The sequence below is a fragment of the Epilithonimonas caeni DSM 17710 genome, assembly GCF_000426465.1.
GTDB lineage: Bacteria > Bacteroidota > Bacteroidia > Flavobacteriales > Weeksellaceae > Epilithonimonas > Epilithonimonas caeni.
Map to the genome: position 1 here is coordinate 1 of NZ_AUFK01000019.1, position 26,509 is coordinate 26,509.

Genomic DNA, 26,509 nt, shown 5'->3' on the forward strand with positions numbered 1-26,509 from the left:
AAGTTAATTATTTGATTATCAGGTAATTGTAAAATTATTTTTTGCGCATATAAAAACAAAAAAGTCGGAAGAAAATCTTCCGACCATGACTACCATAAATGACGTCTTTTGCTGATTATTTAAAAATAATATTATTTTATTATTTTCTTAGTTTTTACATCTCCTGAATTCTCAGCTTTCAAAATATAAACTCCGTTAGAGAATGTAGAAACATCAATTCTTATCGTTGTTTCATTCGTACTCAATGTTTTCATTAATCTTCCAGCCGTATCATACAACTCTACTTTGCCTAACTTCTTAGAAGAAGTGATCACATAGCTGTTCCCATCTTTGTAAACATTGAAGCTGGATTTAGAAATAGCATCTGTAGCCAGAACAGCATCCTCTTTGTAAACAATCTCGAAACGTGTTTCATCTGTACCCTTCACTCCTTGGAAGATATAATCTCCTTGTGACAAATTCACTACTTTGTTAAGAAGTTTGTCTTTCAAATATATATTTTGAGAACCATCGAAGACACCTTCCCTATTTTTGATGGAAATCTTGTACTCTCCATCTTTAGAATAAACATTTCCTAGAGTCACTTTATCCTCTGCATTGAACTCTGCCTTACCTTGAATAGCCAGTTTTCTGCTTCCTAATGTAGAGTAGAACGCATCAGAACCGATCACAAACAATTCTCCATCATAGTCGATCTCAAATCCATTTGTTGCCTCCGGAACATAAGCCACCAATATTGTGTTACTAATATTAGCTGGCGAAGTAAAAGTCAACCAGAAACGATTCTTGTCTGCTTTTTTGCTGTTATAGAAAACAGCATTCGAATCATAACCTAACCTCATATCATTATTGAATTCTAAGGATTGGTCTTTACCTGCAACTTTTGATTTCACTATGAAACCTTGTCCAAGTTTTATGATTCCGTTCGGCACCTCAAAACCATTCCCTTGAGTAGGATCCGGATCTACAGCCGGTGTACCACCACTCAAATTATATATCGCATAATTATTTCCACTATAACCATTACCCGCCTGTTGAGTCACGGTAATATCATTATTGGTCCAGAAGTATGCTGTACCATAAATTTTAGAAGAGTTAGCAGCATACAACGCTTCAAAATCTATACTTGACGGATAAGGATTCCCAACAAGGTTATAACCTTTCTCGCATCCAGCTTCTACAGTACAAGAATTTTTAAGCTGCTGGGAGAATAGTTGCCCATTGTTAAGTTTACCCCCAAACAAAAATTCATTGGTAGCAGGATTCTCATTTCCAAATTTGTTCATACCCCGGATAGCATAACCACGTCCTGTTACAAAAGTAGAAGCGCTATTGAGCTCAATCTCGTTAGTGATTTTCGTTACAAAATAATCATTCGCCTCATTATAGACATAAAATCTGTTCCAAGGTGTACCAGTACCCGATTCACCACCTGCGTTATTGTATCCATCAGAGAAGTTATATAGGTTCTGTCCAGAAACTGGCGAACTCCAAAAAGTGTAACCTACCGTCGGCAATGTGGAGTTTCTCTTGGCAATCACAGAATAGTTAGTTGGGTTTGTATCTATACCATCGGCAGTCTGAATCAGGTTACCATCATTTTCTATAGTGATTTTATCATCCGCAGGAAGTACAATGCTTCCATGAACTATAATATCCTGCTGTGGCTGAATAGTGAGTGAACCCGTACTGGTAATGGTCAGATTATTAGTTTCAAAATTAGTGCTACCTGTGTAAGCTCCGACAATCTCCGCATCAAGTGTTTCGTCTGGACCGACATTGGCATTGCTCCAACTGGCACCATCCCAAACTATGGCATTTGTGGTTTTAACAGCTATCTCATTCGAATCTTCTGTCTCATTACCATTGTTAACTGCACGTACTATATAATAATATTGAGTATCTCGATCCAAATCATTAAAGTTTCGAGAGTAAGTCGCAGGCTGAGGGTCCTGAGCAGGTATCGTAAATAACGAACCGGATATTGGTGATTTGACTTGTTGCCTTCCTGTTAAAACCATATTAGACAACCTTGCACCTACACCAGAAGTACCATTAGGTGTAGTTCCAGTTGCAGATAAGGTTCTCATTCTGATCTTAACCTGCGAATTACCAGCATAACTTGACAAATCAATCGCAGGATCCATGATACTGGTCGTAGAGGTACCTTGTCTTGTTATAGGAGAAGACCACGTAGCACCATCATCAGTAGAAAAATCAAACGTTACAGCATTACCAGCACCGGCTCCACCAAAAGTACCGAGCGTCATATTTAATTCAGCGGTAGCATAATTTGATAAATCGATAGTAGGTGTAATTAAAACGGAAGTATTCATTATCATTTTCAGATAGGTTCCCGGTTGCCCTACATTTGTAGCTGACCATTCTGATGGTACAGAGGCACCAGCGTTATCGAACAATTCGGTATCTGTTGCAGCTGCGGTTTTCGTATAAACATCCAACTTGTAGCTATCTGCATTCGCAACCGCGTTCCAGTTAGCATTAAATCCTGTCCCCAAAATATTAGTTGCCGCTGTGGCAGTAGGAATAGTTGCCGTATTGAAATTGACTATAAGGTTGATACTTGCATCGTATGCATTATAGTTTGCAGTTGGATCCGCATGTGCAGTGATTCCAGTGGTTCCAACACCCGTTATAGTAACTGTGTTCCCTGAGATGGTTGCAACATCTGCATCGGGCGTATTGGTAACTGCGTACGTCACAGGTTGAGTACCCGTAGTGGTAACAGCGGTTGGTAGGTCGAACGGCGCATCGGTAGAAAGCTTAACGATATCACTTCCGAATCCAGTGAGTGCCTGATCAGCTTTGGCTATAGTAAATGCAAACGCTGTAGAGCTAGCCGTATTGTAGTTGGAACTTTCAGCTACTGTAGCTATAGCAGAATACGAACCAGCGTTGGTTGGCCTGGTTGCAGATGGACCGTACGTATCGCCTCCGTCTTCTGTACCAGAATAGGAATAAGTCGCGGTCCCAGCAGCAGAAGGTGTCACTGTAGAAGTTGCCGGCCCCTGAGCTAGACCGTTATATGTATAAGCATCGCTTCCTGTGACCACTACAGCAGGCGTCGCCTTTGTAATATCCGCAGTCAAGCCGGTCGGTTGCGTCAAAGTATAATAGCTTGCCTTAGTTCCCGTTAATGTGCTTGTAGAAGTTACCGGTTTGTCCTGACCCGCATTTGCATCATCAAAATTGGCAGTTAAATCAAGAGTTACATCATCACCGTTCACAAAACCGTTTGCACTACCAGTCAATACAGCTGTAGTATTACCGTCATAAACTTTATCTGAAACTACCGGATTAGAAATCGTCACCTCTTTTTGTGCTACCGTAATAACCAAAGTTGCCTCATCACCTGTTCCGCCTTCATTAGTAGCCGTCAGCGTAACATCATAATCACCTGGCGCAACAGTCGGAGTCCCTGTAATTTCATGAGTTGTAGAATTGTAGCTTAAACCCGCCGGCAATCCGGAAACACCGAATGATGTAGGATTATTGGAGGCCGTAACAGTATATGTTGCAGCTGTTAGTCCATAGGTCATGGACCATGTCAATGAACTAGTAATCTGAGGTACAGCTACAGATGTGATCTGAAAATTAAAGTCATCCGATACTGCACTCGCATAATTATTGTCAGCAGCTAATGTAGCAACCGCTTTATAGGTACCGACCGCAGTAGGTCTTGTTGTACTTTCAGGATAACTTGTAGCCCCCACTCCGGTATATTGGAAAGTTACTGCACCCGAAGAGCCCGTGTGGTCATAAGTTGTTGGTCCGTGCCCGCTTCCATTGTAAGTGTAGGAAGTATCTCCAGTTACTGTAATGGTAGAAGCAGCCCTATCAATTGTGAATGGCGTGGACGGAGAACTTTGTGACTCATAGTTTGTACTCTGCGCAACAGTAGCAACTACAGAATAAGAGCCTGCATTAGTAGGTCTGTCAGCAGAAGCCGAATAAGTATTTCCACCATTCTCAGTACCAGAGTAAAGATATGAAACCGCACCATTACTAGCGGATGGAACTACAGTTACCGCAGTAGGCCCCTGAGGTGTCCCGGGAATGTAAGTGTACGGAGAACCATTGACAATGGTAACACTTGTGGTATTAGCTCGGCCAATAGTAATAATGCCAGCAACTGGTGAAAAGCTATAATTAGTAGCACTAAGTGTTGTAACAACCGGCGTAATAGTAATCCCACTAGTTCCCGCATTGGTTGTAGTAGTATAAGTAGTATTGTAAGTAGGCGTGCCAGTTCCTCCCGCTAATTGCGAGATAGTAGTCGCAGTTTCACCATTAGCGAATCCGGACAATGTATAAGCGCCAGCTGAAGTAACCGAACTAACGGATGAACCATAGGCTACGGTTTGGTTATCAGCGGTAATGTTCAAAGCTTTTTTGCTGACGCTGTTGCCAGTAGCAGCAGTCTTAGCCAGAGCATCTGTTGCGCTAGAGCTGGTAAGAGTTGCCGCAGTCACGTTATTATAAGAACCGTTTACAGGGGCAGTGGCTGCAAGTCTTACAGACAATGTTCCGCTAACAGTACCACCCGATTGTGTGAAAGTGGCCGTCTGCCCCCAAGTAGTACCATTGCTGGAAACCTCAAAGTGATTGGCAGCTGTAGCTGTGATATTTGCTGTAAGAGCAGAACCAGATACGGATACTGTTCTCACCGTAGTTGAAGCTGTCCCATATGTAGATGTAAGGGCCCCGCTTAAAACACTGCTATTCCCAAGAGTTATAGCAGGACCTGTTGCGGCATAAGTAACAGAAATTGCTGTGATATAACACCTCGTAGTTGAGGAATTACCTTTATTGTAGTATTCGACATAACTTGTTGCATTCATTGTCCCGGAAGTAGGGATAACATTACTAGTAGTACCATCTGCAAAAGTTCCGGCCTCTGAGCCACCGTCAACAAGATAACCGGCAGGCCCATCACCGTCACCACTGGCTTTGGTAACAGTAACTCCTGTAATCTTGTAGCCTGTAGCTACACTTATTCTCATGGAACCCCCTTTTGTCGCGTTTTGATATAAACGCACACCTCCACTAGTAAAATAAGTAGGCGCAGTACCACTACTGTTCTGAGCAAATGAAACCGTAATGATGCTAGGAACCACAGTATAATTACCTGTTCCGGTAGCTGCACCATTTGTCAGTCCTAAGCTAGACATATTGTAGTTCACTGTAGTCTGAGCAAAGGAATATTGCATCAATAAAAGCAAAACAGGAAACATAATACTTTTTTGAGAAAGCTTCAAAAAAGTAAACCATCGCCTTACAAGAACGTAGTTAGTTAGTAATTTTATTTTCATAACAAATTATTTATCATATATAACTTTACAAAATTAATATATTAATACATATCGTGAAAGAAATAATTTTTATTTTTATCGATATTGCAATTAATTAGCAATTGGTTCACATTGTAATCAATGATTTGAAAAAAATATTTTACATAAGCAAACATATATGTGATATTTGCCCATTTTTGCCAATTATCACACATCATAAAAACCCGCACATAAACAATCCCTATCAAATAAACGCATCATTGAAAATGACCGGACATAAAATGTCTTGTTTCTCATCTGTTGCATTAGAGGACCAGCAATAGGTAAAATTATTAGCCAAGAAAAAAGCCTTTCGAAAGTCGAAAGGCTTACTTTTTAATAAATTGTATATTTTATTTTATGAATTTCTTTGTTTTCAAGTCTCCAGAGTTCTCAATCTTAAATATATAAACACCATTTGATAAAATTGTGGTGTCAAATCTTGCTTCCGTGCCATTCACAATTGCAGTCTTGACCAGTTTCCCGGAAGCATCATAAATCTCAACCTTTCCTAATTTCTTAGTTGATTTGATAACCTGCTCGTTATTATCCTTATAGACCATAAAATCAGATTTAAGGTCAGCACCAACACCAAGCACTTCTTCTGCCTTATAGACAATCTCGAAACGGGTGTGATCGGTACCTTTTATAGCTTGGAACATATAATCTCCATTGGTCAGATCGATAACTTTGTTAAGTAATTTATCTTTCAAATATATTTTCTGCCCATTATCAAAAACACCTTGTTTATCAGCAATCGATATCCTGTAAGTTCCATTTTGAGAATAGACATTTCCCAAAGCCACTTTATCTTCTCTATCAAAGGTAGACCTACCCTGTATCGCTAATTTTCTGCTCCCTAACAGAGAATAGAAAGAATCCGAACCTATTACAAACAACTCCCCGTCATAATCGATTTCAAAATCATTGGTTGCAGAAGGGATATAACCGACCAGCACTGTATTTGAAACACTAGAAGGAGATATCAATTTCAGCCAAAATCTATCATTATTAATGTTATTTTTATTATTAAAGAAATTGCCGTCATCCGTAGAACGCATGTCATTGGTAAAATCAAGAGGCTGATCTTTTCCCGCCAGTTTTGTTTTGATGATGAATCCCTGTCCTACTTTGATAATATTACTTGGAGCCAGGCCTGCAGAGCCAGATTGATTTGGATCTCCATCTATTTGAACCGCAGGAGAGCCGCCGGTAAGATTATAGACAGCATAATTATTACCAGAATAGCCAGCTCCCTGTTGTTGTGTAACCGTCATGTCGTTATTGGTCCAAAAATAGGCCGTTGCGTATATTTTAGAAGAATTGGCTGCATAAAGCTTATCAAAATCGATATTGGACGGATAAGGATTCCCTACGAGATTATAACCTTTCATATCATTGGTATACTTCAAAGAAGCAAACGATAATTCACCGTTATTTGGCACACCTGTAAATGCGAATTCATACGATACGGTTGGCATCGATGTACTGAAGTTATCCATACCACGAATAGCATACCCTCTCCCAGTTTCGAACACAGAAGAGTCATTCAACAAGAAAGCTCCTGTATTTTTAAACGTGTCTGTTGCTTCGTCATAAACCCAAAACCTATTCTTAGGCGTACCTCCTACCTGTCCTCCATTTGAGAACGCATAAAGATTCTGAGCGTTGACTGGCGAACTCCAATAGTTGTAACCCATTTTGGGAAGCCTGCCTTTTCTTGCAGACACAATATTTCCAATGTTAACTGCATCAGAATCCTGCATGAGCTGTGCATTAGTTCCAAAATTAAGTGCCCCACCATAGTTAGAAATCCCCTTATGGGCATACAGGACGTTAGAAGTCGTGTGATCTGCCGTTTCAGAAATAATTAAGCTTCCGGCGCTTACCGTTGTTAGGCCATTCACAATAATGTTTCCGGGAGCCGCCGTTTTCACCCCAGCTGTAGAAATTATCAAATTATGATAATCCAAACTATTGGTCACTATTTGATCGGCACCTGTATAGTCTATCGAAGAACCTGATTCTAAAGTAATTGTTGGATTATTGGTATTTTTAATAGCCGTAGTAGAAGCTCCGCTAAAGCCATTATCATTATTCACCTTGAACCTCGCTCCGTTTTTCACTATGAAGTTTCCATTTTCCTGGAAAGTCAGCCCTCCATTAGTTGTAGTTCCCGCAACCACATTACTTCCGGAAATAATAACGTTCGCATACTGAGGTGCTAAGCGAATTTGCGTGGCAGATGTTCCTGTAAATTCTATATTGGTTCCTGATGCCAGATTATAAGCCCCACTGATATCCGGTTTTACACCAGAACCTGCCAAACGAAAAGTCCCGGCAACCATTGTAAGACCAGTTGTAGAATTACCAAATGTATTATTGGAAACATCCAATATAGCATTACTCCCATCTATAGTAACCGTACCAGCGATGGCTGCAATGCTACCCGTAGTACTTTTTGTACCACTCCCTGTAAAGAGTAGATTTTGATAATCTGCCCTGGACGACACTGTTTGAGCACCATCTAGCGCATAATGAACCGTAGCACCCGCATTAATAGTAACGGGAACGGTAGGCACACTAGAATTACTACCGGTGAACCCTTGTGCATCCTTCGCAACAAATGTCCCATTTATTACAATTGCTGCTCCACTTCCCCCACTTGTAATCTGGTTCTCACCATTATTATCAAATACAGCATTCTCCCCAATGGTCATTACACCTCCCAAAGCCAGGCTGTTTCCTGCACTATTGAGTGAAAACTTAGAAGTTCCATTGATATTAACAGCTCCTGAGACTATTAAACTTCCCGTTCTGTTAGATACAACTTCTGCATTGTTAAAAGTAAGGCTTGCAGGATTCCCTATGGTTCCTGTTGGAAAAGGAGTAATTGTATTAGTATTGAACAAATAGTTGACACCCGCTATAAACTGTGCTGTTCCGTTATTAGAAGTGGAACCAGTTGCGCCAAACGACCTCAAGCTACCCGTAGTATTGGTCCCTCCAAATCCGTGAGCATTGGATGTACTTAACACAGCTCCATTTGCAGTAACAAATCTTGCAACATTATTTCCTATGATCGACTTATCGTCAAAGTCGAGGGTCCCTTTTACTGTAAAATAGGAAACAGGTCCTGTATTACTCCCCAATGTCAGATCGGTATTTAATTTTGCATAGTAGCCAGCATCTACTTCATAACTCGTGTAATCAGAATTCTCTCCCGAGTAGCTGATCTGGGATGGCATAGAAGAGGTACCTCTAAAAACAAAACCTCTTGCCTGTGATATTGAAGTTGTTTGATAAACACCATTTCCTGTGTGGGTCAGATTACCAGAAATCGCAATATAATTACTTGACACACTCCCAATACCAAAATCAACATCTATAGCATCTGTAGCAGTATTATTTGAACTGAAGTTTCTTCCAACATTAACTACACCAGGCCCTGTGGCCCCTCCTGTATTGGATTTCAAATTTAAAATGGCCGAAGTTCCGGCAATAACAAAATCTCTTCCAACAGAAAGTATTTGTGTCCCAACAGTTGAACTTGTACCAGCTACAACCTCTAAACTTCCCTGACCCTTGAGCAAAACATCATTTGTTACCGTGACATTAGCATTCCCGTTGCCAGTCGCCAGACGAAATGCACCAGTATTATCAACAACAAGGTCAGTTGCGACATTCAAGTTCAAAACCGTTCCAGACCCAACCCCATGCAAAGCACCGCCAGTTATATTAATTTTATTAATGTTTGCCGTCACAGAAAAACTAGAATTACCAAATGACACAAGATTACTTGTCAATGGCCCCACTGTCAGTGTTCCTCTTACCGTCATAGTTCCGGCAGCAGCAAACAAATTGAGATAACCCGTTTTCGTATTATTAAAGGTCAGGTTCCCAAAATCTTGTCCTATCCCGGAAACACCATTTATATTGGAAGTACCTGTATAGCCTATCACATTACAATTGGAAGAATCACTCCAAGTTGCAGTTGGTATTGTCCCGCCATTGGCATTATGATTATAGATAGAATCGTCTCCGAAAACAAGGGTACCACTGTTTGAGATGGCCGTTGTTGTTATTTGGTTCCAAGTTCCGTTCACAACATTGGTCCCTGAAATGGTAAATGCACTGTTGACCGTCAAAACACCGCCACTTTCTACAGTAATATCTTTCCCCGTTGCAGTTGCAGAGACCGTAATTGTACTGTTATCTGATATAGTGATTCCCGATGCCGTATTTGAAGGTACCAAAGTAGAGTTGATCCATGTTACATTGTCTGGTGAAGACAACCAGTTACTTGCCGTCGCCCATGTACCCGTCACCTCTTTACTTTTAAAATAATCAGACGCCTGCGTCACCAAGGCCACACTGAATGGATCCGATTCTATACTTGCGAATGAAGAGGAACCAGCCGTCAATTTCAGATTAGTTCCAGCCGCCGTATGTCTAAGCGTAGAAAAAGTAGCTAATCCAGACACGGCATTAGAGCTCACAGGAGCACCCGTCAAGTTCCCTGTAGATGTTACTGCGACTGCTGTTGTATAATCCCTGTCCCTATTTCCATAAGCATCATTTGCCGATACCGTGACCCCGGGAGACATATTGCTATTAACCGTGATATTGGTAGGCTGCTGTACGAAATCCAATTTGGTTGCAATGACCTCAACCGCATTATTACCGGCTCCAGATCCTACTACCGTTCCTGTACCCGCTTCAAATTGAGTAGACGTTGCGGAGCCTGCCGTTGTAAAATTACTTCTATCTACTTTGAAGACCAGATTCTGACCATCTATCGTTGTAGGCAAAGTTCCCCCAAGAGAGGTCTTCAACCAGACATTCAAGCTGTAGGTCTTATTACCATTATCCGCAATATATCCTAATGAGTTGACCGTGGCAGGAATACCAGAAAATGTTACGTTCGTGGCATTAACCGTTCCCACGATCGTATTGACGCCATCTGTAAGCACAGCTCCATCGATAGCCTGCGTCCAGTTGGCAATATCATTTCCTGTATTTTGAGGGATAACAATCTGACTGATCAAAGTTGGCAGACTATCATTGCCGTCCGTCGTATTATTATCATCCGTAACTGTAAAATCAAAGTTAAGCAAGGAATCCGTTTGTGTATTGATAAGAGATGAAAGCGTTGCCGGTTCCGTACCTGCTCCTGCGCTCACCCCGGAATAAGATGCTATCAGTTTCCACTCCGCATACAGAGCTGTATTGCCCGCAGGTATTGTAAAGTTTGCATTCTCGTTATAATGAGTTCCTGTCCCGCTGGCATTGGTATTCCATCCATTGAAGACATATCCTGTCTTTGCAAGGGCTCCAGTATTGGATGATAAATTGATGCTTGAGTTATAATTTCCGCTTTGTGCTGCCGGAACAGTTCCACTAGTGGATGCATTTGCATTGTAAGTTACATTATAGCTATTGACAGACCATTGCGCATAAAGCGTCATGTCTGCACTGAAGCTATACTGGGCACCATTGGCATAGGCTGTGCCAGATCCACTTGTGGTGGTATTCCATCCTGTGAAGCTATAACCGGTTCTCGTAAACGTATTGGATGTAAGATTGGTAGGGACAGATGCCGTTTGAGAACTCATGGTTCCCGAGCCTCCATTTGAGTTGAATGTAACAGTCTTACCGGCAGAATATTCTACTATAATGTTTGTAATGGTAGTGGTACCAGAAGTTGCACCATTAGTAAAATAAATTTTAAAAAAGGTATTACTACTCCCCGTAGGAGTCCAAACAATATTATTGCCACTCATTGTCCCCGCCGTCCCACTCGAAGCACCTGTCTGTTCACTGGTTCCTAAAAGTAGAAAAGCATTAGAAGCAACCAACGTTCCGGCATTACGGGTGATGGTAACTTTGGTAATACTACCCGGTATTGCAGAAGTATTTGAAAACTGGAAATTTGAAGCTACGGCGGATTGATTACCCCTAACTTGTATAGTATTAGGAATCCAATTATTAATCGACCAGTCAACGCCCGAAGCGGTAAAAGCCTTCGCGGTAGTTACATAACCGGTACCCGACGACCCTGTAGTTGCTGAATTGGGAACAATTGTCAAGGTCTGTCCTGATGCGACATTCCCAATCAACAATAAAAAGAAAAGAAAAAAAGCTTTTAAAGAACTAGCATAAAAGCACGAAATTTTTGTTAATAAATTTAGTTTCATCACATTTTGTTTTCATAAGCAAGCAAATATAAAATTATAAGAAGGATAAAATCCGAGGGTATAAAAAGTTAATATAAATGTAAAGAATGAGACTAAAAAACATTTGCATATAGGAAACATACTAATGAATTTGTTTTAAGAAAAAGCATATTTACCTAAATTTTACAAACACTTAACCTTGAATTCAAAAATAAATTATTAATAATTGAAAACAAAAAAAACGGCTCCGCTCAAAAACAAGACGAAACACAAATTCATTATTTAATTTTGAAATAATCTTCAGAGTCCCGGATCTAAAAGTCTCACTTGATCACGATCATTTGGCTATAGAGATTTTCCAAATGCAAGATCTTTGAGAACGGGCTCTTCACTTTTCTGAGCTCCTCTTTACCATTGATATAGCTGTATCTGGACGCAATGTTGTACATATTGGAGACCAGGATCAGCCAACATTCCTTGGCCTTGTGATTATACAGGGGGTATTTGGAATTCTTCTTTTCTATGACTTCCAGAATTTTATCGGAATGGAGCTCATCAAACAAAGACAGGTTGTATTCTAAAAACAAAAGAACGCCTTTATGATGAGGCGTTCTTCTTATAGATCTAACAATTTTAGTTCTCTTGTTATTGGTAATCGCTGACGAGATCTCTTTGATCAACTGTTCCGGCTGCTGGTAAAAGTCATCTTGGAAATAATCTATATTGAGATGATAGATGCCGTAGAGACTTTTATATTCGGACAACAGATGTTCCACCGTACGAAAGATATGATTAATATAACTTTCTTTTTTCTTAAGCTCAAAATGATTGATGATCTCCGAAACTTCTACCCCGATCCGCTTTCCTTTGTAATTGATAATAAAATCAGGACTTTCACCTGTCAAATTTTCAATCTCCATTTCAGGAAAATGGCTAAACAACGTATTAAGCAAAAGCAACTCGGTTTTTTTCTGATATTCTTCACGCTCGTGCAGGTTTGCCCTGCCAATGGAATCATACCATTTGACAAGGTCATCCGTCTTCTCATTTTTAGAAGCTACACAAATCTCCAGATTCTTATTAAGGTCCTCGCAAAAGATCATACCATTCCTTTTAGAAATTAAACCTGTTCTAAATTAGTAAATAATTGATTACAAAATAATTATATTAATTAAAATTAATAATAAAGAAAATATAAAGACCCAGATCAAAATGTTCAAGGAAACAAGAAAGCTTCGTAAGCAAGCAATAATGGCAAATGACAGGTTTTCCCTTTTAATTTCATGACTTTACACCACCCTGATCTATTGTACAAAAAACTAATTCTTATATTTGCAACCTTATAGACAAGACCTTAAAATATATAAAAAGAACTATGGATTTCAAAAACTTCAAGATGCCTTACAGCATCAATCCAAACTACTCAAAAAGAACCGCCTATTTCTCTATGGAATTCGCTATAGACCAAGCACTCAAGATCTACAGCGGTGGACTTGGCTTCTTGGCCGGATCACATATGAGAAGCGCCTATAACTTAAAACAAGACTTTGTAGGAATTGGGATCTTGTGGAAATATGGTTACTATGACCAAAGCAGAAACGCCGACCAAACTTTGAATCCCATCTGGACAAAGAAAATGTACAGCTTCCTGGAAGATACAGGCATCAAATTCCAGATCGAGATCCACAATGCTCCGGTTTGGGTAAAAGTTTGGTACCTGAATCCTGAAACTTTCAAGACCTGCCCAATGTTTTTTCTAAGTACGGATGTTCCGGAAAACGACCACCTTTCAAAGACAATTTCTCACAGATTATACGACGCCAACGAGTCCACAAAACTGGCTCAATACATCCTTCTTGGAAAAGGTGGAGCAAAATTGCTGGACGAAATGAACTTCGAAAGAGATATCTATCATCTGAATGAGGCGCATGGTTTACCTGCAGCTTTTTACTTATTAAGAAAATATGGCGGAGACCTTTCTAAAGTGAAAGAAAAATTAGTTTTTACAACACACACGCCAGAAGAAGCAGGAAATGAAAAACATAACATCCACCTTTGCCACGATATGTCATACTTCTGCGGATTGACAATCGATGAGGTCAAAAATATAGAAGGCGTGAATGACGACCGTTTCAACCACTCACTTTGCGCATTGAGAATGTCAAGAATCTCCAATGGTGTTTCTCAACTTCACGGTGTTGTTTCCAGAGAAATGTGGAGCAAATATCCGGGAATCTGTGAGATCAAATCAATAACAAACGCGCAGGAATTCAAATATTGGGCAGATAAACCACTATATGATGCTAAGGACGAAAGCGATGATACTCTTTTCGATTACAGAAAAAAACACCTCAAGAAAAGAACATTCAAGATCGTTGCTGACCAGACAGGAAAGATCTTCGACCCAAGTGTCTTGACAATCGTTTGGGCAAGACGTTTTGCCGGTTACAAAAGAGCCGACCTCCTTTTAGCCGACAAAGAGCGTTTCAGAAAAATGCTTGAAAACTCTAAATATCCTGTTCAGATCATCTGGGCAGGAAAACCTTATCCAATGGATTATGGTGCTATTTCTACTTTCAACAATCTGGTCGAGGAAAGTAAAAATCATAAGAACATGGCCGTTCTTACAGGTTACGAATTATCATTAAGTAAATCCCTGAAACAAGGTTCTGACATCTGGCTGAACAACCCAAGGGTTCCAAGAGAAGCATCTGGAACAAGCGGAATGACTGCTTCTATGAACGGTTCCGTAAACCTTTCCACCGATGATGGCTGGATCCCGGAATTTGCGAAAAACGGAGAGAACTCTTTCGTAGTTCCACAGGCTGATTACAAAAACTGGCCTCAAATTGAACAGGACAATTTTGACCTTAACAATCTATATGATGTTCTGGAAAATCAAATCATCCCAACTTATTATGAAAATCCAAGCCAATGGAGAAAGATCGTACAGACAGCAATGGATGATGTTAAATTCCAATTCGGAAGTGATAGAATGGCGGATGAATATTACAAGTTGCTTTACTAATTATCAATGATAAATTATAAATGATTTTAATTCAATCTCTCGATGGGCTTGCCCTGAAGGGGCAAAATATGAATAGCCATAGGTTTCACCTATGGAATTTAGAATCATAAAATTCAAAACCCTGATTTCTTTGAAATCAGGGTTTTTTGTTGACATATTTCGAAATTCAACAATTATAATATGGATTATGAGCTCTAATGAAATTGTGCTGTTTCTGTAGAATCCTTCATGGCCACAGTTGCAGATTTTCCGTTGGTAACGATCGTTTGGATCTCATCAAAATAACCTGTTCCAACAAACGACTGATGTTTCACCGCACGGAAACCTTTTGACTGAAGCGCAAATTCTCTCTCCTGCAACTCAGAATATCCCGCCATTCCTCTTTCTTTGTAAGCATAAGCTAACTCAAACATCGCTGTATTCAAAGCATGGAAACCAGCCAAAGTAATGAACTGGAATTTGTATCCCATTTTCGCCAGCTCTTCACGGAAGTTCTCCATTTCTTCAACGGTCAATTTTGCAGCCCAGTTAAAAGACGGAGAACAGTTGTAAGCCAGCATTTTGTTTGGAAACTTCGCGTGGATTCCTTCAGCAAAACGTCTTGCATAATCCAGATCCGGATTTGATGTCTCCATCCAGATCAGGTCAGCATAAGGAGCATAAGACAAACCTCTGTCAATCCCCTGCTCCACACCGTTATTCACAACATAAAATCCTTCCGAAGTTCTTTCTCCGGTCACGAATTTCTTATCCCTGTCATCGATATCAGAAGTCAGCAGGTCGGCAGCATCAGCATCAGTTCTCGCAACGATCACAGATGGGACACCACAAACATCCGCAGCTAATCTGGCCGCAATCAGTTTATTGATCGCTTCCTGGGTCGGAACCAGAACCTTTCCCCCAAGATGTCCGCATTTTTTAGCAGAAGACAATTGGTCTTCAAAATGAACACCTGCTGCGCCAGCTTCGATCATTTGTTTCATCAGTTCAAAGGCATTCAGGTTCCCGCCAAAGCCCGCTTCTGCATCAGCAACGATTGGAACGAGATATTCTTTTTCTCCACCTCCGTTGACCGATTGGATCTGGTCTGCTCTCAGCAAAGCATTATTAATTTTCTTAACCACAGACGGAACCGAATTCGCCGGATAAAGTGATTGGTCCGGATACATCTCTCCGGAAAGATTTGCATCTGCTGCAACTTGCCACCCCGAAAGATAAATAGCTTCCAATCCGGCATCCACTTCCTGCACAGCCTGATTTCCCGTCAAAGCGCCAAGCCCGGCAACCCAATCCTGGTTATTAAGTTTATCCCAAAGTTTTTGGGACATTTCAGTCGCAATTGTATAATCTAATTTGTAAGAACCTCTCAGTTTCAGCACATCTTCCGCTGTGTAAGGTCTCGTAACGCCAATCCATCGCGGATTCGTCAGCCAGTCTTTTTCCAAAGCCTGGATTTGTTCTTGTTTTGTTTTCATAATAATATTTGGTGATTTGGATTTAATTATTAATGATGATTGATAAATGATAATCGATTATAATCCATCATTTATCAATTATTTATATAAACGGATAGGCTTTCAAAGTGAGGAATTCCTCAAACTTATCACAGAATATCAATTCATTGAAAAGCTCTTTTGCGAGATTGAATCTTCCTTTGGTAAACCGCTCTTCCCCGACATATCTTTTGATTCTTGCAAGTTCCTCTTTTTCCCATTGGAGGACCAATTCTCTTGTTAAAGTTCTTTCATCATCCAGAACAACTTCGTGCTGAAGCCATTGCCAAACCTGCGTTCTGGAAATCTCAGCCGTTGCCGCGTCCTCCATTAAATTGTAGAGCGCAGCAGCCCCAACTCCCATTAACCAGGATTCGATATAGAGAATTCCGACGTTGATGTTTTTTCTGACACCATTTTCCGTAATTGTTCCAGAGGGAACTTCCAGCAATTCGGACTCCTTGATTTTGTGGTCAAACTTTTTATCGATCTGATTTTTCTTCGGCATATATTGGTCAAAAATCTCCTTCGCTACAGGCACCAAAGCAGGATGCGCTACCCAAGTTCCGTCGTGACCATTTCGAACTTCCCGTTCTTTATCATTTCTTACTTTCTCGAAAGCCAATTCATTAGCTTCATCATCATTTTTTACAGGAATCTGCGCTGCCATGCCACCCATTGCATGGACATTTCTTTTGTGACAAATCTCGATCACCCGTTTGGAATAAGCACTCATAAAAGGTGAGGTCATCGTGACCTGGTCTCTATCAGGAACTAAGAATTGGGCTTGATTCCTGAATTTTTTGATATAAGAAAATATATAATCCCAACGTCCACAGTTGAGCCCCGAACTGTGATTTTTCAGTTCAAAAAGAATCTCATCCAATTGAAAAGAAGCGGTAATTGTTTCAATCAAAACAGTCGCTTTGATTGTTCCTTGTGGAATTTCCAGATAATTCTGAGCAAAAATGAAAACATCATTCCACCAACGCGCTTCTTTATAATGCTCCAATTTTGGAAGATAGAAATAAGGCGCTGTTCCTTTTTCAATCAAAGTTTTAGCATTCCTGAAAAAGTAAATTCCAAAATCTATCAAAGAACCTGACGCGTTTTCGCCCTCTATTTCAATATTTTTTTCGGATAAGTGCAAACCTCTTGGGCGAACGATCAATGTTGCTATTTCATCATTTAGTTGATAAGATTTGCCTTGTTCATTAGTAAAATCAATGTTTCTATTAATCGCATCCGTTAGATTGATTTGACCCTGAATGCAATTTTCCCAAGTCGGAGAATTACTATCCTCAAAATCCGCCATAAAAGTATTAGCTCCTGAATTGAGCGCATTGATGATCATTTTTCTATCAACCGGACCTGTGATCTCCACTCTTCTATCCAGCAAGTCTTTTGGCGTTCCCGAGCAAGTCCATTCTCCATTCCGGATATGAATTGTTTCCGATGGAAAAGATGGCAGTTCACCCGAATCAAATCTCAATTGCGTCTTTTTTCTTTCTTCTAATAAATCAATCCTGGTATGATTGAAATTTCTGTGAAGTTTGATTAAAAACTCTGTTAGTTCATCGGTGAAAACCTCTTGAAATTTGGTTTCCGGAGAGATTCTAAGCTGGCTCATCGTTTCCATAATTAAAATATTTTGTGATTTGGTTTGACAAATATATAAAAAAGATTTTCACAAATAGCGAACGTTCGCTAAATTTTTATAAAAATTATTATGCGGATAATCGCTTTAATATTTATCTTTGATTCTATGATTGCAGAAAGCGACTATATACGCGTGGTTTTCGGACTAAAACTGAAACAACAGAGACAGAAAAAAAACTGGTCCCTGCAAGATCTTGCAACCAAAACCGGACTTTCCAAATCTTATCTCAATGAAATAGAAAATGGCAAAAAGTATCCGAAACACGACAAGATCATTCAGCTTTCGGAAGCTTTGAATTGTACTTTTGATGATCTGGTTTCGACCAAACTAGATAAAAGTCTGACACCAATCAATGATGTTCTGCAATCTGATTTTTTCAAGGAAATCCCATTAGATCTGTTCGGGATCAACAAGAACAACCTCATCAGTATCATTAGTGATGCACCGAAAAAAGTAACTGCTTTTATTAATGCATTAATTGAAATTTCTCAGAATTACAACCTAGGAAAAGAACGATTTTATTTTGCAGTGATGCGCTCTTTTCAGGAATTGTATGACAATTATTTCCCTGAAGTAGAAGAAAAAGCGATCCAGTTTGCGAATGAAAATCAACTGGAACTCAATAAAAACCTCAGAACAGAGGTTCTTGAAAATTTATTAAAGGAAAAATTCGGTTACATAATCCAACCAAAGGATTTTTCCGGCGATTATGCTTTGAACAAACTTCGTTCATTATATATTCCCGAAAAGAAATTATTGCTACTGAACGAGCGATTGGACTTTAATCAAAAAACCTTCATTCTCGCAAAAGAAATCGGCTTCAATGTATTGAAACTGAATCCAAGGCCAAACACTTATTCATGGCTGGACTTTGGAAGCTTTGAGGAAATTCTCAATAATTTTTATGCTTCTTATTTTGCAGGTTGTTTCCTGATCTCAAAAAAAGAACTGATTGAAAAAACATCAGATTTCTTTGATCAAAAACAATGGGAATCTCAGAATTTTGAAGCATTGATCAATCATTTTACAGATTCGCCGGAGACATTTTATTATCGATTAACCAATGTTTTGACATCGGAATTCGGGATTCGGGATTTGTTTTACTTGTGTTTTGTAAAAAAAGATGATTCTGATAAAATTCAGATTTTGAAAGAATTGCACCTTAATCATCAGCAAGCACCTCATTCCAACGCTACCAACGAACATTACTGCAGACGATGGATCGCTGTGAAAAATCTGCATCACCTTAAGGAAAATGAGACTTTGACCGATGCGCAAATATCACATTACAAAGACCAGGGCGTGAGTTATCTCGTGATTTCTACTTCACAAAAAAATCCTTTTTCTGACGGAAGCAACAGAAGTTACTGCTTGGGAATTTTGCTCAATAATCAAACCATCAAAAAACTGAATTTCGCAAAATCCTCTTCCTTGAAAACCATTGAAGTTGGAGTGACCTGTGAAAGTTGCAGCATTCAGAATTGTGAAGTGAGGCAAGCGCATCCAACGAGACTTGAAAAAGAACAATTCAACCTCGATATGAAAAAATCGATTGAGAAAATAAGAAAATCGTTAATTTAGGACAATGATTTTTGACTTTCTTTTCCCAAATCGTTGTCTGGATTGCAATCAGCTGATTGACAAAAAAGAAGTCGTTTGCGAATTGTGTCTGGACAAAGTTAATTTCTCCAATCATGAGTTTTTTGAAAATAATTCCCTGACGGAAAAAGCATCTTTGCTGATTCCTGTTGAAAACGCTTTTTCTTTATTATACTATGAAAAGGAAAGTCTGGCACAGAAAATCATTCACCAGCTCAAATACAACCACAGAGAAAAAATCGGGAAAGTCCTAGCCCAATGGACATACGAACGAATTAATTTCACCAATGGAAAACCAGATCTATTAGTTACCGTTCCGCTTCATTACAAAAAACTGAAACAGCGTGGTTACAATCAGCTACATCTTTTTGGAAATGAATTATCGAAGCATTACGATATTCCTGTTGATCACACTTTACTGAAAAGAATCAAACATTCCCGAGCGCAGGCGAAGAAAAACCAAAGTGAAAGACTGAAAACAAAAAATGCTTACCAATTGGCGGAAAACATCAATGACAAGCACATTCTTTTAATTGATGACGTTTATACTACCGGAAACACAATATCGAATATCACTTGGGAAATTCTAAATAATTCCAAGAATGTAAAAATCAGTATTCTTGTGATGGCCATGGACGTTTAATAGTTATGAATTATAAGTTATGAGTTTTTCAAATCATTCATAATTCATAACTTATAACTTATAACTCATAATTATCGTTGTAATTTTTCTCCGTAAGATAAATCACCTGCATCTCCTAAACCTGGCGTGATGTAACCCTTTGAGGTTAAACTTTCGTCCAAAGCACCAATCCAAACTTTCGCATCAGGATAAGCATTCTGAATCGTTTCAACACCTTGTCTGCTTGCAATTGCAGCAACAATATGAATAGAAGTTGGTTTTCCGTTGGTCAGCAGATCTTTGATGGCTTCGATCAAAGAAGCACCAGTCGCTAACATCGGGTCCGCAACGATCAATGGACGACCGTCTAATTTCGGGCAAGTCAAATAATCTTGTTTGATGGAGAAATAATCGTTGGCATCATGCTTTCTGTAAGCCGCAACGAAACCACAATCTGCCTTATCAAAATAATTCAAAATACCCTGAAACAAAGGAACTCCTGCTCTCAAAATCGTTGTGATTACAGGTTGCGTTTCTATTTCTTTTACTGTGATTTTATCAAGAGGCGTTGTGATCTCGACCTCTTTTTGGTCAAGGGTTTTACTGATTTCGAAAGCGGCAATTTCCCCGATCCTTTCCATATTTCTACGGAATTTCATTCGGTCTTGCTGTACTTCTACATTTCGAAGGTCATTGATCCATGAGTTGACAAGAGAAAAGTTTTCTGAAAGTATAGTTAACATAGTTTGTTATGATGATTACTAGATTCTAAATTTAATTATAAAATCATTAATTACTATAAAAAACCCTTTCAGAGTTTAAAACTCTGAAAGGGTCGGAAATTATTTTTGTCTGAAGTAAATTTCGATTGGAACACCTGTGAATCCAAAGTGTTTTCTCAACTGGTTTTCCGTGAAACGCTTGTACGGCTCTTTCACATATTGCGGAAGATTACAGAAGAACACAAATTGTGGCGACGGCGTTGGCAACTGCACACAATATTTGATTTTCACGTATTTCCCTTTGATCGCCGGTGGCGGCAATGCTTCGAAAACAGGAAGCATCACTTCATTCAGTTTAGAAGTTTTGATCTTTTTGGCCCTGTCATTATAAACTTCCATTGCAACCTCAACAGCTTTCAGTATCCTTTGTTTAGTCAAAGCGGAAACAAATAAGATCGGAATATCTGTAAACTGTCCGATTTTGTGTTTGATCGCTGCTTCAAAATCCCTCATCGTATTGGTATCTTTCTCGACCAAATCCCATTTGTTCACAAGAATCACGATTCCTTTTCTGTTTTTCTGGGCAAGACCAAATATATTCATATCCTGAGATTCCCAGCCCAAAGTCGCATCTACCATAATGATGACAACATCAGAAAACTCGATGGAACGGATAGAACGCATTACGGAATAGAATTCCAGATCTTCATTTACTTTCGATTTTCTTCTCATTCCTGCCGTATCAACCAGTACAAACTCGTGTCCGAATTTGTTGTATAAAGTCTGGATACTATCTCTAGTGGTTCCAGCGATATCTGTCACGATGTTTCTTTCAACATCAAGAAGTGCATTGGTCAAAGTTGACTTCCCTACATTCGGACGACCGGCAATTGTGATTTTTGGCAAACCTTCGAATGGGTCTTTGTAATCGGTTGTCGGGAAATCACTCACAACATCATCCAACAATTCTCCAGTTCCCGAACCTGTTGCAGAAGATAAAGTGTAATATTTTTCAACTCCTAATTGATAAAATTCGGTTGCAGGTAATTCTTCTTTTGAAGAATCTACTTTGTTCACTACCAGATAAAGCGGTTTGTTTGCTTTTCTTAAAAGTTCATAGATCTCTTGATCTGTATCGGTAAGACCTTCTTCCACATTTACCATAAAAATAATAGACGTGGCCTCGTCCACAGCCAACTGAACTTGTTTACGGATTTCCATTTCGAAAACGTCATCCGTTCCTACATCATAACCTCCTGTATCGATCACTGTGAAGTCTACGCCGTTCCAATCGGATTTACCATAATGACGGTCACGTGTAACTCCTGCAGTTGAATCTACAATAGCTTCTCTTCTTTCTAATAAACGGTTAAATAATGTGGATTTTCCTACGTTGGGACGTCCAACGATAGCGACAATGTTTGACATAAATTTGTTTAATAATAAGATTATTAATGGGTTACTCTTACTTTAAGAGCCCAAAATTTTTGCAAAGATACGGTTTTTGACTGAGAGTTGTTATTCAAAAACTTGAACACAAAGCCTACAAAGTTTTTATTTATTATTAAAAAATATTTTAAGGTTCGCAAAGGTACTTCGACAGCTCAGCATAAACTACAAACTCATCAAATATCTGAAACGTGTAGTTCTGGAATTACCCAACTTGTTTTCTTTTTACCTTTGCCTTGTTTCTGATTTTTACTTTTGGACGAGATTTTGTAATATTAATTTTAAAATCTGAACTATGAAAAAAATATTGACCATTCTTTTGGCAGCATTTATTTTTATTCAATTCTTTCCGATTGATAAAACGAATCCTGTGACCAATGACGGCATGGATTTCTTGAAAATCAAAAGAACACCGGAACCGATTGCGAAAATCATCCAAAACTCCTGTTATGATTGCCATTCCAACGAAACCAAATATCCTTTTTACAGCAACATCCAACCTTTTGCATGGTTATTGAAAAATCATATCGATGAAGGCAGAAAGGAATTGAATTTCTCTACCTTTGCAACATATGAACCGAAAAGGCAGGCGCACAAGTTAGACGAAGCGACGGAATATGTGGAGCAGAAGAAAATGCCTTTGGAGAGTTACCTTCTGGGACATCCGGATGCAAAATTATCTGATGAACAGAGAAAGGAATTGATACAGTATTTCAGGAAAATCCAGAAAGAAATTGAAACTTCAAATGCATTATGACCACAGAAATATCCGTTAGTTTGAAAGATAAATTCATTGTTTTCTATGACGGCGAATGTGGATTCTGCAATCATTGGGTACAGTGGATACTGGAACACGATAAGGATGATAAGTTCATGTTTTCGTCCCTGCAGTCTGAATTTGGACAGAAATTCTTAAATGAAAGAAATCTTCCGAATGAAATTTTTGACACTCTTTATCTTTGGAAACCTCAGAGTTTCTACCTGTCAAAATATCAGGCTATTTTGAAAATTGCTACAGAAGTTGGTGGAATCTATTCTTTGGCTGAGGTTGGGAGGATCATTCCGGATTTTGTTGGGAATCAGCTCTATAATTTGATTTCCAGAAACAGAAAAAAGCTAGCTGCGGATCAATGTTTTCTACCTAATCCTGAACAGAGAAAAAAATTTATTTAAAAATAAATATATAAAAGGCTTGAGGGGACTCAGCTAGAAGAACTACAAATTAACATAGAAAAACACAGACTCGATTTTGAATTCAAACTTTGAACTCTAAATGTTTTATATTTGCAACATTATGGAATATAATACCGACAGAACACAACTACTCATGCCCGAATACGGGCGCAACATACAGCAGCTTGTTGAACACTGCAAAACACTGCAAACCAAAGAAGAACGCAACGAAATGGCACTCGCCATCATTGAGTTCATGGGACAAAGAAATCCACATCTGCGTGATGAGGAAAACTATAAGCATAAACTTTGGGATCATTTGTTCATTCTTGCAGATCACAATTTGGATGTAGATTCTCCCTACCCTGTTCTTTCAGCTGAAGATCTTATTACAAAACCAAGGAAAATGGATTATCCGTCTTTGGAAAATGAATATAAATTCTATGGAAAAAGCATTCTTCAATTGATAGATACGGCCATCGCTCTGGAAGAAGGCGATGAAAAAGATGCTTTGATACAAGTGATCGCGAACAACATGAAAAAATCCTACAATGTTTACAACAAGGAACACGTGCAGGATGATGTGATCTTCCGACATCTGAAAGAACTTTCGAAAAACCGACTAGATCTCACCGGACTGGACTCTCTGGACAAAAGTAAGATCTATTACGCAAATAATCGAAATAATCACAACCGAAATAACAACAACCGTAACCAAAGCAACAATAACAGGAAAAACAATTTCCAAAACCATAAAAACAAGAGAAGATAATGAGCGGAGCTTTCGAAATAAGAGGAGGGAAGAGATTAAGCGGTGAGATCACACCACAAGGTGCGAAGAATGAGGCTTTGCAAATTCTTTGTGCTGTTCTTTTGACCGAGGACGAAGTGAGGATCACCAACATTCCTGACATCAAGGACGTTAATAAACTGATCGATATTCTTCAGGATTTCAATGTAAAGGTAACTAAAAACGGAAAAGGCGATTACACTTTCAAAGCAGATGAAGTTAATTTTGATTATATCAAATCTAAGGAATTCAAAAAAGACGGTGCGAAACTGAGAGGTTCCGTAATGATCCTGGGACCGATGCTGGCGAGATTCGGGGAAGCTTATTTACCAACGCCTGGCGGAGACAAGATCGGAAGAAGAAGGCTGGATACGCATTTCCAGGGTTTTGTGGAATTGGGTGCTGAATTTTCTTACGATGAGGAAGAAGCATTCTACTCTTTGACAGCAAAAGAACTGAATGGAAAATTCATTCTTTTGGAAGAAGCTTCTGTGACAGGAACGGCAAACATCGTAATGGCAGCCGTTTTGGCAAAAGGTAAAACCAGAATCTATAATGCTGCTTGTGAGCCTTACCTCCAGCAATTGTGTAAAATGCTGAACAGGATGGGTGCTAACATCTCTGGAATAGGTTCAAACTTATTGACGATTGAAGGTGTTGATAAGTTACACGGAACAGAGCATACGATGCTTCCAGACATGGTCGAAATTGGATCTTGGATCGGATTGGCAGCAATGACAAAATCCGAGATCACTATTAAAAATGTTAACTGGAATCAATTGGGTGTAATCCCAAATACTTTCAGAAAATTAGGGATTGAGCTTGAGCAGAGAGGCGATGACATCTACATTCCTTCTCAGGAAAACTATAAAGTACAGAAATTCATCGATGGTTCCATCTTGACAGTTTCAGATGCGCCTTGGCCGGGTTTCACTCCTGATTTGTTATCAATCATTTTGGTTGTTGCAACTCAGGCAAAAGGTTCTGTTTTGATCCATCAGAAGATGTTCGAAAGCAGACTATTCTTTGTAGACAAATTGATCGATATGGGCGCACAGATCATTCTTTGCGACCCACACAGAGCAACTGTAATTGGAATGAACCAGGAAACGCCACTTCGAGGGACAACCATGATCTCACCAGATATCCGAGCCGGAAATGCGCTCTTGATTGCCGCTCTCTCGGCGGAAGGAAAATCTGTGATCCAAAACATCGAGCAAATCGATAGAGGTTACGAAAACATCGACGAAAGATTGAGAGCCATTGGCGCTGACATCAGAAGAATATAAAAATTAAAAGCGTTCAGTTTTATGAGCGCTTTTTTTATATCCATTTTTCAAATTAAATGGGTTCTTGGCGGCATACATTATATTAAGTTTAATTTTTTCGCAAAACTCAAACGTGTCTTCGAGGAGAACTATTCTATGTTGGAAAAAAATGACCTCAGCTGGTACAGACAACTGATAATAGGTCTTTTCATAATCATAGTGGTTGACTCTCTTTGTACGGTCTATGAAATGTTCTTTCCAGAAATCCCATGGAATATCGGGACGATCATTGCCTTTTTGTTTGTTGGATTCTAATTATATCTGGGTTACAAAGGGATGTTCCAGTCCAGAATCCTTATGCCTGATTTTCTATTACAAAAAATCGAAAATGACAATGCCTTCAATAATGATCAACATAATAATGAGATTGGTCAACCACTTGAAAATCCGGAAAAAAATTCATCGATCAAACAATTGGATATTTTTTCAAAACAAGAGATAGATTCCATCAAAGAAAAGCTGAACAGAGTTCTGGAAGTTGATAAAATATTTCTAAATGATGAACTGAATCTCACTGATCTATCCGATAGTATTGGTATTTCCAACAAAAAGTTATCCGAACTTTTGAATCAACACCTCAATACCAATTTCTATAATTTGATCAATGATTACAGAATCGCAGAGGTCATCAAAAAATTTGAAGAAGGAGACACATCCAAATTCACGATAATGTCAATTGCGAACGACTGCGGTTTCCAATCCAAAGCCAGTTTTTACAGAATCTTCAAACAAAGAACGGGTGTATCTCCCTCCGAGTTTATTAAAAATAAAAAAATAAAAAAGGAAGCTGTTTAAGAAGCTTCCTTTTTTAGAACATCTATTCTGCTGTTTAGCAATCTGTATTCATTCAGATAGTTTTCTATCTTATTGATTTGGTCTTGTGTGATATTCAGGAGAAGTTTTACGTTTCCGAAGTTACTTCCATTCAGGTATTCGATATTGGCATTTACGATTTTGTAGCTCACATTATAATGATTGTAAATCGTATAAAGTAATATATCGAATCTGATCTTTCCATTCAGTTCTATCTCAAGGATTATTTCTCTCGTTGTTTTCGGAAGAAAATTGTTGCCGGTAGTTTCTTGTTTGTAGATCATAGTAGTATTTTGGTATTTGGT

General features: G+C 39.1%; 17 protein-coding genes. 9 read left to right on the plus strand and 8 right to left on the minus strand.

Annotated elements, in window-relative coordinates; genetic code table 11:
- Window positions 1-131 precede the first annotated feature (131 nt).
- The 3 genes from K319_RS0113180 to K319_RS0113195 all read right to left on the minus strand — a co-directional run bounded on the left by K319_RS0113180 (window position 132) and on the right by K319_RS0113195 (window position 12,630).
- Window positions 132-5,333: a YDG domain-containing protein gene (locus K319_RS0113180; RefSeq protein WP_084403451.1), complete on the minus strand. Its 5,202-nt coding sequence runs from the start codon at window positions 5,331-5,333 to the stop codon at window positions 132-134.
- A 371-nt stretch (window positions 5,334-5,704) separates the two neighbouring features.
- Window positions 5,705-11,548 carry an InlB B-repeat-containing protein gene (locus K319_RS0113190; RefSeq protein ID WP_027384019.1) on the minus strand — a complete coding sequence of 1,948 codons (5,844 nt, stop codon included), beginning with the start codon at window positions 11,546-11,548 and terminating at the stop codon, window positions 5,705-5,707.
- A 302-nt stretch (window positions 11,549-11,850) separates the two neighbouring features.
- Window positions 11,851-12,630: a hypothetical protein gene (locus K319_RS0113195; protein WP_027384020.1), complete on the minus strand. Its 780-nt coding sequence runs from the start codon at window positions 12,628-12,630 to the stop codon at window positions 11,851-11,853.
- Window positions 12,631-12,902: 272 nt separating this feature from the next.
- On the opposite strand from K319_RS0113195, the gene glgP reads away from it, so the two are divergent.
- Window positions 12,903-14,555: an alpha-glucan family phosphorylase gene (glgP, locus tag K319_RS0113200; RefSeq protein ID WP_027384021.1), complete on the plus strand. Its 1,653-nt coding sequence runs from the start codon at window positions 12,903-12,905 to the stop codon at window positions 14,553-14,555.
- A gap of 194 nt (window positions 14,556-14,749) precedes the next feature.
- On the opposite strand, the gene aceA is transcribed toward glgP, so the two are convergent.
- Both aceA and aceB read right to left on the minus strand, forming a co-directional pair.
- The gene (aceA, locus tag K319_RS0113210; protein WP_027384022.1) at window positions 14,750-16,030 is read right to left on the minus strand and encodes an isocitrate lyase; all 1,281 of its coding nucleotides are present in this window, start codon (window positions 16,028-16,030) and stop codon (window positions 14,750-14,752) included.
- A gap of 82 nt (window positions 16,031-16,112) precedes the next feature.
- A complete protein-coding gene (aceB, locus tag K319_RS0113215) occupies window positions 16,113-17,687 on the minus strand; it encodes a malate synthase A (RefSeq protein ID WP_027384023.1) in 1,575 nt (524 codons plus the stop codon).
- Window positions 17,688-17,777: 90 nt separating this feature from the next.
- Between aceB and K319_RS0113220 the strand changes: the two genes are divergently transcribed.
- Together K319_RS0113220 and K319_RS0113225 are read left to right on the plus strand one after the other, a co-directional pair.
- The gene (locus tag K319_RS0113220) at window positions 17,778-19,289 is read left to right on the plus strand and encodes a helix-turn-helix domain-containing protein (protein WP_034671809.1); all 1,512 of its coding nucleotides are present in this window, start codon (window positions 17,778-17,780) and stop codon (window positions 19,287-19,289) included.
- Window positions 19,290-19,293: 4 nt separating this feature from the next.
- Entirely contained in the window at window positions 19,294-19,950 is a 657-nt protein-coding gene (locus K319_RS0113225) for a ComF family protein (protein WP_027384025.1), read from the plus strand.
- A gap of 71 nt (window positions 19,951-20,021) precedes the next feature.
- Here the strand turns inward: K319_RS0113225 and upp are convergent, their stop codons facing one another.
- Both upp and der read right to left on the minus strand, forming a co-directional pair.
- Complete coding sequence (gene upp / locus K319_RS0113230; RefSeq protein ID WP_027384026.1) at window positions 20,022-20,672, minus strand: uracil phosphoribosyltransferase; 651 nt, start codon at window positions 20,670-20,672, stop codon at window positions 20,022-20,024.
- 99 nt (window positions 20,673-20,771) lie between these two features.
- Window positions 20,772-22,079 carry a ribosome biogenesis GTPase Der gene (gene der, locus K319_RS0113235; protein WP_027384027.1) on the minus strand — a complete coding sequence of 436 codons (1,308 nt, stop codon included), beginning with the start codon at window positions 22,077-22,079 and terminating at the stop codon, window positions 20,772-20,774.
- Window positions 22,080-22,395: 316 nt separating this feature from the next.
- Here der and K319_RS0113240 point away from each other — a divergent pair, with 316 nt between their 5' ends.
- The 6 genes from K319_RS0113240 (at window position 22,396) to K319_RS20465 (ending at window position 26,186) form a co-directional block, all read left to right on the plus strand.
- Complete coding sequence (locus K319_RS0113240) at window positions 22,396-22,857, plus strand: heme-binding domain-containing protein (RefSeq protein WP_027384028.1); 462 nt, start codon at window positions 22,396-22,398, stop codon at window positions 22,855-22,857.
- Entirely contained in the window at window positions 22,854-23,273 is a 420-nt protein-coding gene (locus tag K319_RS0113245) for a thiol-disulfide oxidoreductase DCC family protein (RefSeq protein WP_027384029.1), read from the plus strand. Before K319_RS0113240 ends, K319_RS0113245 begins: the two co-directional genes overlap by 4 nt.
- Window positions 23,274-23,394: 121 nt before the next feature.
- On the plus strand, window positions 23,395-24,045 hold the full coding sequence (locus K319_RS0113250; protein WP_027384030.1) for a DUF4290 domain-containing protein: 651 nt from the start codon (window positions 23,395-23,397) through the stop codon (window positions 24,043-24,045).
- Entirely contained in the window at window positions 24,045-25,352 is a 1,308-nt protein-coding gene (gene murA, locus K319_RS0113255) for a UDP-N-acetylglucosamine 1-carboxyvinyltransferase (RefSeq protein ID WP_027384031.1), read from the plus strand. Before K319_RS0113250 ends, murA begins: the two co-directional genes overlap by 1 nt.
- A gap of 21 nt (window positions 25,353-25,373) precedes the next feature.
- Window positions 25,374-25,646 carry a hypothetical protein gene (locus tag K319_RS0113260; RefSeq protein ID WP_027384032.1) on the plus strand — a complete coding sequence of 91 codons (273 nt, stop codon included), beginning with the start codon at window positions 25,374-25,376 and terminating at the stop codon, window positions 25,644-25,646.
- Between the two features lie 21 nt (window positions 25,647-25,667).
- Window positions 25,668-26,186, plus strand: a complete 519-nt coding sequence (locus K319_RS20465; protein ID WP_027384033.1) for a helix-turn-helix domain-containing protein — start codon at window positions 25,668-25,670, stop codon at window positions 26,184-26,186.
- On the opposite strand, the gene K319_RS20470 is transcribed toward K319_RS20465, so the two are convergent.
- The gene (locus K319_RS20470; RefSeq protein WP_051230685.1) at window positions 26,183-26,488 is read right to left on the minus strand and encodes an NIL domain-containing protein; all 306 of its coding nucleotides are present in this window, start codon (window positions 26,486-26,488) and stop codon (window positions 26,183-26,185) included. The two genes, K319_RS20465 and K319_RS20470, sit on opposite strands and share 4 nt — an antisense overlap.
- Window positions 26,489-26,509 lie beyond the last annotated feature (21 nt).